The 14,144-nt window shown below is 51.2% G+C and carries 8 protein-coding genes; all 8 read left to right on the top strand.

The features are described from left to right. Positions 1-91 precede the first annotated feature (91 nt). Positions 92-1,429 carry a Gfo/Idh/MocA family protein gene (locus tag PCH02S_RS25855; RefSeq protein ID WP_127456995.1) on the top strand — a complete coding sequence of 446 codons (1,338 nt, stop codon included), beginning with the start codon at positions 92-94 and terminating at the stop codon, positions 1,427-1,429. Continuing rightward, complete coding sequence (locus PCH02S_RS25850; RefSeq protein ID WP_127456994.1) at positions 1,426-3,615, top strand: glycoside hydrolase family 88/105 protein; 2,190 nt, start codon at positions 1,426-1,428, stop codon at positions 3,613-3,615. Before PCH02S_RS25855 ends, PCH02S_RS25850 begins: the two co-directional genes overlap by 4 nt. A 106-nt stretch (positions 3,616-3,721) precedes the next feature. After that, positions 3,722-6,004 (top strand): helix-turn-helix domain-containing protein, encoded by a 2,283-nt coding sequence (locus tag PCH02S_RS25845; protein ID WP_127456993.1) that lies wholly within the window; start codon positions 3,722-3,724, stop codon positions 6,002-6,004. Positions 6,005-6,049: 45 nt separating this feature from the next. Then, on the top strand, positions 6,050-8,107 hold the full coding sequence (locus PCH02S_RS25840; RefSeq protein WP_127456992.1) for a glycoside hydrolase family 65: 2,058 nt from the start codon (positions 6,050-6,052) through the stop codon (positions 8,105-8,107). Positions 8,108-8,152: 45 nt separating this feature from the next. Then, entirely contained in the window at positions 8,153-9,295 is a 1,143-nt protein-coding gene (locus PCH02S_RS25835) for an oligogalacturonate lyase family protein (protein WP_127456991.1), read from the top strand. Between the two features lie 27 nt (positions 9,296-9,322). Beyond that, positions 9,323-10,465 (top strand): glycoside hydrolase family 88/105 protein, encoded by a 1,143-nt coding sequence (locus PCH02S_RS25830; protein ID WP_246069255.1) that lies wholly within the window; start codon positions 9,323-9,325, stop codon positions 10,463-10,465. A 1-nt stretch (position 10,466) separates the two neighbouring features. Then, positions 10,467-12,920, top strand: coding sequence for a glycosyl hydrolase family 95 catalytic domain-containing protein (locus tag PCH02S_RS25825; RefSeq protein WP_127456990.1), 2,454 nt, complete (start codon positions 10,467-10,469; stop codon positions 12,918-12,920). Between the two features lie 47 nt (positions 12,921-12,967). Continuing rightward, positions 12,968-13,990: an ornithine carbamoyltransferase gene (locus PCH02S_RS25820; protein WP_246069254.1), complete on the top strand. Its 1,023-nt coding sequence runs from the start codon at positions 12,968-12,970 to the stop codon at positions 13,988-13,990. Positions 13,991-14,144 lie beyond the last annotated feature (154 nt).

Raw genomic sequence — 14,144 nt, 5'->3', positions numbered from 1 at the left:
TATGGTGTGCCCGCAGAGACGGTTCAGTTTCCTGCGGGCCCGAACGCGCTGAGAAGATTAATGACAGCAGCCATAGAAGGGGATGTAGCTCATGAAAAAGCGATATGCAATCTGCGGGGTAAGCGGTCGAGCGCTTGGCATGTTCGCCAAGCCCATTACGTCGACATTCTCCGCAAGAAGCGAGCTCGTCGGCTTACTGGATCGCGACCAAGCTCGCTTTGAACTGTTTCGAACGAGATTTCCAGAGCAGCAGGAAGTCCGTACTTACGGCGAGCATGAATTTGACCGGATGGTGGAAGAGACGCGCCCGGACGTTATCATTGTCGCTGGGCGTGACGATACACATGCGCAATATATTATAGCAGCCCTTGAGCATGATTTAGACGTGATCACGGAGAAGCCGATGGTGACAACAGGAGAGGACGCAAGGCGTGTATTGGAGGCGGAGTCAGCAAGTAAAGGGACGGTCACCGTTACTTTCAATTACCGATATGCGCCCATTCATACGAAAATTAAGGAAATGCTACTGGAAGGCAAGCTTGGCAGGATTACCTCGATTGACTTGAATTGGTATCTCGATACCTATCATGGTTCAAGTTATTTTAAACGTTGGAATCGAGTTAGAGAGCTGTCCGGAGGGTTATCCATCCATAAATGCACGCATCATTTCGATCTGGTGAATTGGTGGATCGAGCAGCAGCCCGTCGAGGTGTTCGCATATGGCGCCTTGAATTATTATGGAGCTGAAGGGGAAGCGAACCCCAAGAAGGAGGATGGCCGTTTCTGCACGACCTGTGAGCTAAAGGCGGAATGCGACTACTACTCACGTTGGAACACACGGAGCAAAAATATTCAAGTGCAGGACGATCATCTAGATTCGCTGGGTGCAGTGAAAAGCAAGTTTCCTTACTCGGACTATCGGCCTGATCAATGTATTTTCGATTCACAAATTGATATCGAGGATACCTATGCAGCAACGGTCAAATATAACGGTGGCGCACTCCTCAGTTATTCGGTTAACTTCTCTTTGCCGTACGAGGGATATCGATTGGCTATTAACGGCACAAAGGGGAGACTTGAGTCGGTGGAGTATCATATGCCGAGCCGCACCCCATTTCCGACGCCGGTGCAGACCATCGATTATTTCCCGCTGTTTGGCTCTAAGGAAACGATCCATGTCGTGCACCGAGAAGGCGGGCATGGAGGCGGAGACCCGCTATTGCTGGAGGATTTATTTATGGGCGAAGATCGTCTGCGGCCTTATCGAATTTTATCCGGAGCTGTGGATGGCGCGTTCTCCGTGGCGACTGGGGAAGCTGTATGGCGCTCTGTGAAGGAACACCGTCCGGTTACCATTGAGGAAGTGCTTCATGGAGGATTCACGGAGAAGGCTCTCAGTTTAAGCGGGAAAGGAGTGGCAGGACAATGACGACATCTTTAACCCGCTATATAGATCCAGAGGAAAGTATGGCCGCCCAAACGGATGGAACCAACATTCCCCATGTTCTGACCGTAATGGCTCAACGTTATATTGGTGAGCATCCGCCTCACGGTCCGGTATACAGAGTCACACGGGCTAGTGAAATCCGCAAGTTGGAAAATCACACGTATTCGTTTCCGATTGAACGTATTTTTCCGGAGATGCATGCGGGACAGCGTGTATATGCCTGGGCGAAGCTGTGGATCGAGGAGCCGCAAGAGTTTATCTTTCTGCTTCGATGTCTCGGGCCTGTCCGATTGTACCACAACGGGGAGCAGCGTTTTGGCTCTGCCCCTGAAGAGGAAGCGGAAGAGGCACCTCCGCTGAAACTGAAGATTGGGCTGGTGCGGGGCTGGAACCATTTTCTTTTGGAGCTTGGCCAACGTGCAGATGGACGATGCGGAGCGGAAATTGGCTCTGGCAATCGCAAGAATAAGCCCTATACCTTTCTTGCGCCTTCACTAGAGCGTCAGGGGGAAGAGGGCTGGATCTATACGTCTCCGATGGATAGTCCGCTTCCACAAATGCCAGCTGCGACGATGAGTGAACAAGTAGTAAGTGGTGCGGCGTCTTGGCTGCCGAAGCGCGCAGACACCAGTGACTGGCAAGGCCGGTTGGAACAACTCTACGGTTTGTCCCCGGGTTTAAAGGCTATCTCTTGGACATCCGTCCGAGTCGACCCGGCGATGACCGGTCCTGTTACCATATCGGGGGTCGCCTATGGCCCTGTAACCTTCATTTGGAATGGACATAAGGTTTATGAAGCTGCCGGGGCAGGTTCGTTCAGTTTTAATTTAGAATCGTGCCGGCGAAGCGGAAGCCTCGTGGCATACAGCACGTGCAGTGAGGAGAGTTGGGGGTTTCAGCTGCATGAGAATTTGACGAATGCCGTACTGCACTCGCCGGTCAAAGTCCATGGCTATGCAGGCAAATGGCTGCATCTGGGGCCTTTCGCTGCTGACGCCGAGCTGCGAGCTAATGACTACATGAAGATGGATACGGTTGCGGCCGGCTCTTCAGGTGAGGTGTTCTGGACAACGAATGAGCCTGAAGCTTTCGTTAGACCCTTTCTGGAGAACGAGCTCTTCGGCCGTTGGAACTACCCGCTTGGCGTAACCTTGTTCGGGCTGCTAGAGACAAGCCGTTTGCTAGCGCGCAGCGACATGACGGATTACGTAACTCGTCACGTGGAATTTGCGACGTCAACCTATGCGTATTCCCTCTGGGATCGGAAGCAATTTGGAGCGGCAGGATTAAATAATCAGTTATCGCATATTGACAGCCTGGATGACTGTGGGTCTTTCGGAGCACTTGCTATTCTAGCGAACAGGTTACGGCAGTTGAAGGGAGCGCGTGCGGTTTCAGACGACATCGCCCATTACATTATGAATGTACAGGATCGTCTGGAAGACGGAACGCTTTACCGACGTATCGGCGTATCCCCGAGTATGCATAACACGATGTGGTGCGATGATATGTACATGAGTGTGCCGTTCCTATGCCGTTATAGCGAGCTATCCGGGGATATGCGATATGTAGAGGAAGCTTCCCGTCAACTGCTTTTGTATAAAAAGTATTTATATATGCCTGAGCAGCAAATCATGTCTCATGTGTATGACGTAAGCAGCTGCAAGCCGTCATTGACGACTTGGGGGCGGGGAAACGGCTGGGTCTTTTTCTCGCTCTCCGTGTTATTGCAAGCGCTGCCGAAAGGGCATTCCAGCTACAAGGAGATCCTTCGCTTTTACCGGGAGTTGGCGGAAGGGTATCTCCGGCTGCAGGGCAAAAACGGCCTGTGGCACCAGGTATTGACAGATCCTGAGTCATATGAGGAAGCATCGTGTACATCCATGTTCATGTACGGTTTTGCACTCGGCGTGCGGCACGGTTGGTTGCTGGAGCCACAAGCATTCACTCGGGCGGTGATGTCCGGCTGGAATGGCTTATGCGCTCGCGTCATCGATAAGCACGGGAACTTGTACGGCGTATGCAAAGGCTCCAGCTGGTCCTACTCGAACGCTTATTATAAGCATGAGCTTGGCTGGAACTTGAATGACACACACGGGATTGGCATTGTGCTTTTGGCCGGCATTGAAGCGAACGCCATGATGAACAGCTTAGGTATGAAAAGCTGAGGTGTTCAAGAGTGAGAATGAGAGGGAATCATTGGAAAGGATCGTGTCGCGAGGGAACAGATCGCGTTATAATGGTAAGATCTCCTAATAAGGTGGGAACTCTAACGTGACGCAATCCTTGAAGAAGTGGCTGAAATACAATTTAGCCCATACGCAGACCCGGCTCGTACTCATTTTAACCATATCGGTGTTTCTCATTATTCTGGCCGTCAGCTTGACATCCTACTATACGTCAAAGTCTGTCCTGCAGGAAGAACTCAGCGAGCCGCAGCGCCAAATGCTTCAATTGAATATGAACGTCATTGATGACGCGATCAAAGAGAGTGATAAGGCTGCCATTCAGGTTGCATTGAACACCAATATTTATAAGTTTCTGACCAGTGAGGTGCAGAATTCGTACGCCAACATATCGGACATTTATCAGTTGCTGTCAACCCTAATAGGCAATTCTAAATATATCAAGAGCATCTATGTGTATGACATGACAAAAGGGAGCTTCATTGCGATTCCGCAGGGCTACAGCTCGAACAAGCTGAACTTTGACGATTCGGATTGGATTAACGTGGTGGACGAGTTCGGCGACGGGATGACGGTCATCAAAAAACGTCAAGTGCCGGAAGGCGCGGGTAGAAAGGGCTCCGAAGTTACGCTGTTTCGTAAAATTATGATTCAAGGCCAGTTTAAGGGGATTGTCACTGTCAATCTCAAGGATGAGGAATTGTTCGCTAAGCTGAATCCTCCCGTGCTCAATAATTTAAATCGGATGCGCTACATCATCGACGAGCATGATGAGATCCTGTACGCGGTCTCCAACTATGATTTCGATCAGGAGTCGATTCGACAGGCGTTGGCTCAACTTCGGGAAGATGGCAGCAGTGACATTACCCATCAGTACCGAAAACTGCTGGTGAATCAGCTTGTTTCGCCAGTAACGGGCTGGAAATACGTATCCATTGTCGTGCAGGACAGTTTACTAGCTAAGTCCAAGAAGGTGCGCAATGTCGTGTTGACCGTTTCCGTAGCTGCGCTGGCGCTCGGTTGCGCGACGATTTTCTATATTAATGCCGCTGCTTTCCGACCGGCCCGCAGGCTGATGCAGCTGTTTAGCAGCTACGACCGCAAGTCCATGAATCCCGAAGGCATCGATTTGGAGAAATTGGCCGGTGAACTGCTTAGCAACCATGCCCATCTGTCTCAGCTCGTCAGAGAAACGATGTCAGAGGCTTCATCCAAACTGCTATACGATATGTACACGGGGAACTTGACCGGCAAGCGGGATATTGAGGAAAAGTGGCATCGTTACTTTGGCGAATGGTCATCTGAGCCTGTTACGGTAGCGGTCATTTCAATCGACCGATATGAGGATTGGTCGCGGAAGTACACGGGCGACGATCAATCGTTATTAAAGTTCGCCATGGCGAACATCGTCGCCGAGCTGTTCGAGCAGAGGTGGCGGGTTGTATGCGCCGATTTTGGCAAAGACAAGATGGCGATATTGTTACAACCGCTTGAAGCGGGAACCGTGCTTGAGCGCAAGCTGGAGGAAGCTGTTGAGGTAGTTTCCAGACTGCTCAAGTTCAGCGTTTCGGTGGGAGTAAGTACCCCTCAAACGGAAGTTGCCCGGCTGCGCCAGGCGATGCTGGAAGCGGAGAATGCCCTGAACTACCGGCTGTATCAAGGTTATGGGCAGATTATCCCGTTTCATGAAGTATCGGGGCATGAAGTTAGGGAGACGGTCGTGGATGAAGGAAAGCTGGAAGAGCTTTCGCAATTGATTGAATCGGGGGACGAAACCGGATCGCTGGAAGCGGTTGAACGTCTAATCTCCGATGTTCGAAGCCAATACGGGTATCCATCAGCGGCTTTAACGTTTTTACGGGCTGTGCTTGAACGCATAGAGCAGTTATGGCAGGCTGATGACGAATGTGCGGAGGGCAGCGCGTTCGAGAGCTACTATACCTTTCATCTGGGGGATATCCAAGAGGATCTCTGTAAGCGGGTTCAGCCGTTGGTTCAGCGCTTCCACAAACTCATTCAAAGCAAGGATTTTATTACATGCCACCGCATGATTGAGTATATGAAGCAGCATTTGAGCGAGACCATCGGGATTCCGGAGATTGCTGACGATGTGGGAATTAGCAGCAGCTTGGCAAGTCAGATTTTCAAGCAGGAAACGGGAGAAACGATCTATAACTATTTGACGCGCCTGCGTTTGGAACGTGCGGCGGACCTGCTGCTGAAGACCGAAAACAAGATTTCGGACATTGCGGTCATGGTTGGTTACCAGCATGAGAACAGCTTCATTCGAAGCTTCCGCAAATTCAAGAATATAACCCCGGGCAAATACCGGGATATGATGAGAACCCGTACGGACGCGATGCTGGAATAGACAAGTTGCGTCAGTCGAATCGGATAAGCGAACCTAGGAGGAACTATGGACAGACGACAGATCGTACAACGGCATAATCCCGAGTTGAACAAATGGGACCCTTTGTCCCCATTTTCCGTAGGGAACGGCGAATTCGCCTTTAGTGCGGACATCACCGGACTACAGTCATTCCCGGATCAATATGAGGTACCGCTTGGCACACAGTCCAATTGGGGTTGGCACTATACGGGCGGTCGAAATCGATTTACGGATCAAGATGTTGAATACCAAATGTTCGAAACGCATGGCAGACTGGTTGGTTACCCGATGAAACCCGGGAGTACGGCGGAGGCTTATCACTGGCTGAGGATGAACCCGCATCGCCTGCAATTAGGCCGAGTTTCTTTTCGCTTCCTGCTGGAATCGGGTGAAGTGGCGGAAGCGGCCGATGTGACGCCGATCAGCCAGCAGCTCGATCTCTGGTCGGGCGTGTTGACTAGCTCGTATGCCATTCAAGGCGTCCCGGTTCATGTTACCACAGCTTGCCATCCCTCCATTGATGCGATGGCTGTGCGGGTGGAATCCGGTTTAATTGCACAAGGCCGGCTGCAAGTGTTCATGCGTTTCCCGGCGCCCGATATGACGAATACAGGCTGGGCGAAGGCTGTATTTCCTGACTGGGAGAACGACGATAGGCACAGGACGGAACTGCGCGAAGGCAGCGGCAGCGAAGCCTTGTTGGTACGTACGATGGACGAAGATAAATACGAGGTGCGCTGGGCATGGAGTGCCGGCAGCCTTATGCGGACAGGAGCGCATGAGTTCACGCTGCTCCCTCCATCAGAGCAAGTTAAATTAATTGAATTTTCTGTAACTTTTGCTCCAGAATCGGCACATACAGCGCCGTCATTTGAAGAGACGATGGCAGCAAGCAAACTCCACTGGGAGCAATTTTGGCTCGGCGGGGCGGCAATCGATTTCTCTGGCAGCTCGGACCCCAGAGCCTATGAGCTTGAACGACGCGTTGTGCTGTCGCAGTTCCTGTGTGCTATGCACAGTGGCGGCTCCTTGCCGCCGCAAGAGACAGGACTTATGTACAACAGCTGGTTCGGCAAATCCCACTTGGAGATGCATTGGTGGCATGGAGCGCATTTTCCATTGTGGGGAAGGGAACATATTTTGCTGAAAAGCATGGATTGGTACAGCCGGATCTTACCGGTTGCTCGCGAGCTCGCTCAATCGCAAGGATATGAAGGCGCCCGCTGGCCCAAAATGGTCGACTTTGAAGGAAAACCGTGCCCTTCGCCTGTCGCGCCAGGGTTGATCTGGCAGCAGCCGCACCCGATGACGCTCGCTGAGTTATGTTATAAAGCTCAGCCGACAAGAGAGCTGCTGGAGCGTTTCCGCGATATTGTTTATGAATCGGCGGATTTCATGGTCTCTTATGCGCATTGGGACGAAGCGAAGCAAGTCTTTGATCTAGGCCCGCCGTTAATCCCGGCGCAGGAGTGCCACTCGCTTGCAGGCAGTAAAAATCCTCCGTACGAGCTCGAGTACTGGAAATATGGCCTGGAGATCGCGATTCGTTGGGCGGAACTGTTACAAGAGAAACCTGATGCAAAGTGGGTGCAAGTTGCTAGGATGATGGCCGCTCCTCCGCAGGCAGAAGGGGTGTATCTGGCCCATGAGCTGTGTCCGGATACTTTTACAGCTAAGAATCATGATCATCCCTCCATGCTCGGTGCGCTTGGCGTTTTACCTGGCACGATGATTGATCGCGAAGTGATGCTTAACACGCTGTTGAAGGTGAAAGAGGTATGGAAATGGGGATCCGCCTGGGGATGGGACTTCCCAATGTGCGCCATGACGGCGGCAAGGCTTGGTGAACCGGATCTGGCCGTCGACTTCCTGTTGATGGATGCTGCCAAAAATACGTATTTAACCAATGGTCATAACTATCAACGGCCGGGTTTGTCAGCGTATTTGCCAGGTAACGGAGGGTTACTGACGGCTGTTGCGATGATGGCTGCCGGCTGGGAAGGTGGCTCGAATTTGAATAACCCGGGTTTTCCGCAGGATGGCAGCTGGAACGTGAAATGGGATGGATTAAAGCCTTGGTTGTAAGTCAACTTGCAGGTTGAACGAAATGAATAATCAGGAGGAGAGCGTATGGGAAAAGGAACAATATGGCCCTCGGAACGCAAATCGGCAACCGACCGATTCACTGGCCTTGAAGTGATACAGCTGACGGATTACAAGTCACACAGCCATCATTTATATTTTACGGAAAGCGGTTGGTATGATGATGAACAGCGTCTTATCTTCGTCTCGGATCGTGGCAACAGCACCAATTTGTACAGCATGCATGTGGAGAGCGGAGAGATTACGCAGCTGACTAATTACCCGGGAAATGATCATATCGATGCTTGTTTGCTGCCGGATGGGAGCGCTGTATACATTAAGCTCGGAACGCGGATTATTCGCCTGGATTTACTCGGAGATTTCGATGAAAAAGTGGTTTATGAAGCGCCACAGGGATATCACCTCGGTAATGTAAGCGCCAGCGCCGATGGGCGGCATGTCTGTACATGTGTCCAAGAAGACTTATCGCACCGGATTCGACTGGATCTCGGCAACGGTTATGTGGGACATCGAGAACTCATGGAAGCGGCTCCCCACAGCATGATCATACGCATTGACGCAGTGAATGGAGGCGCAGAAACCATTTATGAAGCACATCGCTTTATTACGCATATCAATGCGTCTCCCAAAGAGCCTTGGCTGATGACTTTTTGTCATGAGGGACCTTGGCACTTGGTTGATCATCGCATTTGGGGACTGGATTTGCGCACCGGCAAAGCGTGGAAAATTCGTGAGCGTCTTGAGCCGGAGGAGAAGGTCGGCCACGAATTTTTTTATCCTGACGGCGTAACGATTGGCTACCACGGGTTCCGTACGAACGGAACGAATTTCTTCGGCAGCATCCGGTATGACAATACAGAGCTGGAAGAAACGAATTTTCATTTTGATACGTGGCATGGGTATGCAGACGGTTTGGGGCAAGCCATTGTTGACGGCAAAAGTGCGGTGAAGACGCTGAGCATATGGAAAAAACAGGAGGGGGTTTACAACGGACCTCGCATGCTGTGCGAGCTGCGCTGCAGCTTTCATTCGCAGAAAGTGCATGCCCATCCGCGTTTTGATGCGCAAGGCAAGCGTGTGCTATTTACGAGCGACAAAAACGGGTATGGGAATTTGTATTTGGTTCATGTCCCGGAGGACTTTACCGTATTGCCGTTATTCACGCCATAACAAATGAAGCGAGAGGGGGCATAAGCCATGAAGGCTTCCATGCTGGATACGAAAATCGAACGAATGTCCGTCAAGGTCGGCGAAGCGATTTTGTCGCAGAGTCAAGACGGTTACCACCCGAAAATGGCCAACCAATGGGGATATGTCGCTGGAATGGCGCTTGCAGCCATCGATAAGCTGGGGGATTGGACGGGCGATGCGAAATATCATGATTTCGTCAAGCGGCATATGGACGTATTTATTCAAGAAGACGGCTCGATACGCGGTTACAAGCTTAACGATTACAACCTTGATCATATTAATAAAGGAAAAAACCTTTTCCGTTTATGGAGGGAAACAGGCGAAGCGAAATATGAGGCTGCGGCGCGGTTGCTGCTCACTCAGCTTGTTGGTCAACCCCGTACGAGTGAAGGTGGATTTTGGCATAAAAAAATCTATCCCTTCCAAATGTGGTTGGACGGCTTATATATGTCTTCGCCTTTTATGGCTGAATATGCCCACACCTTCCAAGACAACAGCTGGTTCGATGAGGCCGCTCATCAGTTGCTGCTGGTCGAGCGGCATACGCGCAATCCGCAGACGGGTCTGCTGCATCATGCTTGGGACGAAACCCAAGAGCAGCGATGGTGCGCCAGCGGAACAGGCCAATCGAGACATGTATGGGGACGGGCCATGGGCTGGTATGCCATGGCGCTGGTGGACGCGCTTGAGTATTTTCCAATCGGGCACCCGAAACGCGGGCAGCTCATGGGTATTTTTGAAAGGATGGCCAATAGCGTTGTACGTGCGCAGGACCAAGAAAGCGGCGTTTGGTACCAGGTTATGGATTGCAATGGCCAACAAGGGAACTATCTGGAGTCGTCGGGCTCCTGCATGTTGACTTATGCGATTGCGAAGGGAATCAGGCTGCACTATTTGGCGGAAATCGACCGGAGTGTCGTAGAGCGAGCTTATGAAGGTATCCTGCAGCGTTTCGTGACGGAAGATGAGCAGGGTGTGCATCTGCATCAGATCTGTCATGGTGCGGGCCTTGGCGGCCGAAAATACCGTGACGGCTCTTATGCGTATTATTTAAGCGAAGCGATCGTAAGCGATGTGTTGATGGGGGTTGCTCCGCTGCTGCTTGCCACACTTGAGATGGAGCAGCTGCGCGAGTCTTGTGAGGAATAAGATGCCGGATCAACTGGAAAATCGTAACGAAGATAAGCTGACGATGAGCTACCCGGCCTCCTGGTGGCGGAATATGTGGCGCGAGGCGCAGCCTGCCGGGAACGGCGTGCTTGGCGCGTCCGTATTCGGTGGTGTTCAGGAGGAAACGGTGCTGCTGAACCATGCGAAGTTGTGGCACTGGGGACAACGAGATGAGCTTCCCGATGTCAGCTTCACGCTTGAGCGGACGCGGAAGTTGATGGACGAGGGGCGCTATCAGGAAGCGAGTTGGCAGCTGGCGAATGCCCTGAAAGAGCAGGGATACGGGACGAAGCTGGCCTCCCGTTTTCCACTGGCCGCCATCCGTCTGACGATGCCCAGCAAGCAGGCTTTTCGCGGGTATAGCCGCACGCTTGATATGGATAGCGGCGAAATAACGGTAGCTTGGAATGATGGAGACTGCCGGTATAAGCGGAAACTGTTCGTTTCCCGTGCCGATAATTGCATCGTATATGCGATTAACGGAGTAGGGGGGAGCGGCATAACCGGCGAAATCGGTTTGCAGCTTCATCCAAGCGACCGCTGGGCGGACACGCCGGAGTACAAGGAGCTGGAGAGCTCCGTGGAAACAGGGGCGGATGAAGCTTATGCGTGGTATTCGGCAGCTAACGATGACGGAACTGATTTTGGAGCTGTGCTGAGGGTTGTGCAGGAAGGCGGACAAACGGATGGCGGACAAGCCACTGGAGCAGATGGCGCAATCCGTTTCATGGGAGCAAGTCGAGTGCTTGTGTTCGTTAAAGTATTTACACATGGGAAGCGAGCGGAAGATTGGCCTCGTTTGAAATTGGAGCTTGCCGATCTGCTTCGTGATGAGGAAATGGGTGCTGGCGCTATTTATGAAGGCTTGCTGGAACGGCATGTCGCGCTGCATCGACCGCTTTATCGCTCGGCGCAGCTTGTTCTGGGTGATGAAGAGCCGGACTCGCGCTCGAACGAGCGGTTGCTGCTGGATGCCTATGAAGGAGAAGCTTCTGAGACTCTTATCCGGAAAATGTGGGCTTACGGCAGGTATTTATTCCTTAGCGGCACCTCAACGGCGGAGGAGGCTGAGCCCTTCGGTTTGTATGGATTATGGGGAGGAGACTATCGTCTGGTCTGGAGCCATAACATGGCTAACGAGAACATCCAAATGATGTATTGGCATGCGCATGTCGGTGGATTAAGCGAGCTGGTCCCTTCGCTTTTCCGGTATTACGAGTCGCTGATGGAGGATTTCCGCGATAATGCCCGCAAGCTGTACGGCTGCCGGGGAATCTACATACCGGCAGGCACGACAGCAGGCGTCGGAGTTCCCAGTCAGATCGTACCGGTTATTTTAAACTGGACGGGAGCTGCTGGATGGTTGGCACAACATTATGTTGAACACGCTAAGTTTACGCAAGAAGCCGGCTTCCTGGAAGAGCGAGCGCTGCCGTTCATGAGAGAAGCCCTGCAATTTTATAAAGATTTCCTTGTCCTTGACGAAAGGGGCCAATACAAGATTTACCCTTCTGTCTCACCGGAAAATACACCGCTCAATTATATGCCGAAGGACGGCAAGCCGCTGGCGCATCCGATGCCTACAGCGATAAACGCGACGATGGATATCGCTATTTTGAAGGAATTGTTGCGACATTTGATAGAGGCGGTTCAAACAGTTGGGGATGCCGGGAAGGAAGTCGAGGAATGGCAGGACATGCTGAATCGTCTGCCTGACTATAGGGTGAACAGTGACGGTGCGGTGAGTGAGTGGGTGCATGCAGATTTTGAGGACCGGTACGCTCACAGGCATTTGTCGCATCTGTATCCTGTATTTCCAGGGCACGAAGTGACTAGGGAGACGGATTCCGCCCTGTTTCAAGCTTTTGAGGCGGCCGTGAGAAAACGAGAGATCGGAGCGCAAACCGGTTGGTCACTCGCGCACATGGCCGCAATGTATGCTCGGTTTGGCGATGGTGACGCCTCGCTGGACTGTCTGGACATGATGTCGAGAGCTACCCTGCTGCCCAACTTGTTCACCCTGCATAATGATTGGCGGGGGATGGGGCTGTCGATGAACATGCCGACGGCGCCCGTGCAGCTCGATGCCAATCTGGGTTGGGTGAACGCCATTCAAGAGATGCTGCTCCAGGTATCGCCGGGAATAATCAAGCTGCTGCCTGCGCTGCCTGGAAGATTGAAGCGAGGGAAATTGTCCCGCTGGAGATTTCATACGGGCAAAGTCACTATGAAGTGGGACACCGAGTCAGGGATGTTCCGAGCGGAGCTAACTGCTAACCGGGAGACGGATATCGTCGTCAAGCTGCCGGATTGGGTGCGCGCCTGCACAGTTACTGGTGGGCATGTGGAGAGGTCTCCACTAGGGGAGCACTACTATTCGGTTAAAATGAAGCTGGGGGATCAGCCGGTGATTTTTGAGGCAGCGGGGAGTTGATTCCATTTGCAATCACCGACGATGGTAGGGGAGTAGGATTGCTTGTAATGATTCAACCGTTGACACCGGTTTATTCCTGCAATAAAATGAATTTATATTCATTTTATTGTATTAATATACATGGTGGTGATCGCGTGACTCCTCATTTATTGTCTTTAAAAGAACTCGATAAGGATACTTTGTTAGCCATTATTCAAAAAGGGATTGAAATCAAGCGCAATCCAACGGATTTTTACCACTCATCTGAAAGAAAAGGGTTATTCATGCTTTTTCAAAAAACGTCGACACGAACCAATCTGTCTTTCCAGTCTGGCATGAATCAAATGGGCGGTTACGCTGTAACCATGGATTGGGATTCGAGTAATTTTAGCCTATCCCCAATTCAGTATGAAGTTCGTTATGCCTCACGAAACTGTGACGTTATCATGGCTCGATTAAAGAAGCATGCTGATTTACTGGAGTTAGCGAAATATTCGAGTGTCCCTGTCATTAATGGATGCTGCGATAAATACCACCCGTGTCAGGCATTAGCTGATTTGATGACGATTTACGAGGTAAAAGGCAGCTTTGATGGCGTAACGTTAACCTATGTAGGAATCCATAATAATGTTGCCAATTCCTTGGTAGCAGGTTGTGTGACATTAGGCATTAAACTTTTTTTAGTAACTCCGATCGTGAATGAGGCTTCATGGGATGAGGAATTGATGCGTACGGCCTATGCAAGTGGGTGCGTTGAAACCTTGAGCAGTATGTCTGAGGCTATTAGCAGAACGGATTTTATTTATACCGACACTTGGGTTGATATGGAGCATTTTTATGATGCCGACTATCAGGAGGAGAAAAATAGAAGGATTCGCACTATGATGCCGTTTCAAATTAATAAGCAAAATTTAAGCGGATATTCTCCTTATATCATGCACGATATGCCCATTCATCCCGGCTATGAAATCGAAGAGGATTTGATTGAGTCGGAGCACTCTATTATTTATCAGCAAGCTGAGAACAGAATGCATGTTCAGAAAAGCTTGTTGTGGCATTTGTTAGAAGCTAAAACTTTGGTGGGCAGCTGACTTTGGTGCTTTGGTGCTTTGGTACATCTGGCGGGGACGGTCGTTCCTCAAGGGTGTGTTGTTGGCGAGTGAGGGGAACTACGGGGCACTATTTAAACCAAATCTGCGACTAGGGCCAGGGGAAGGGAACTAGGGGACACTATTTTGCTGTTCT

The sequence above is a fragment of the Paenibacillus chondroitinus NBRC 15376 genome (genome assembly GCF_004000765.1).
GTDB classification, from domain to species: domain Bacteria; phylum Bacillota; class Bacilli; order Paenibacillales; family NBRC-103111; genus Paenibacillus_E; species Paenibacillus_E chondroitinus.
The sequence above is the reverse complement of the archived record's forward strand: the minus strand, read 5'-3'. Positions and strand labels throughout refer to the sequence as shown.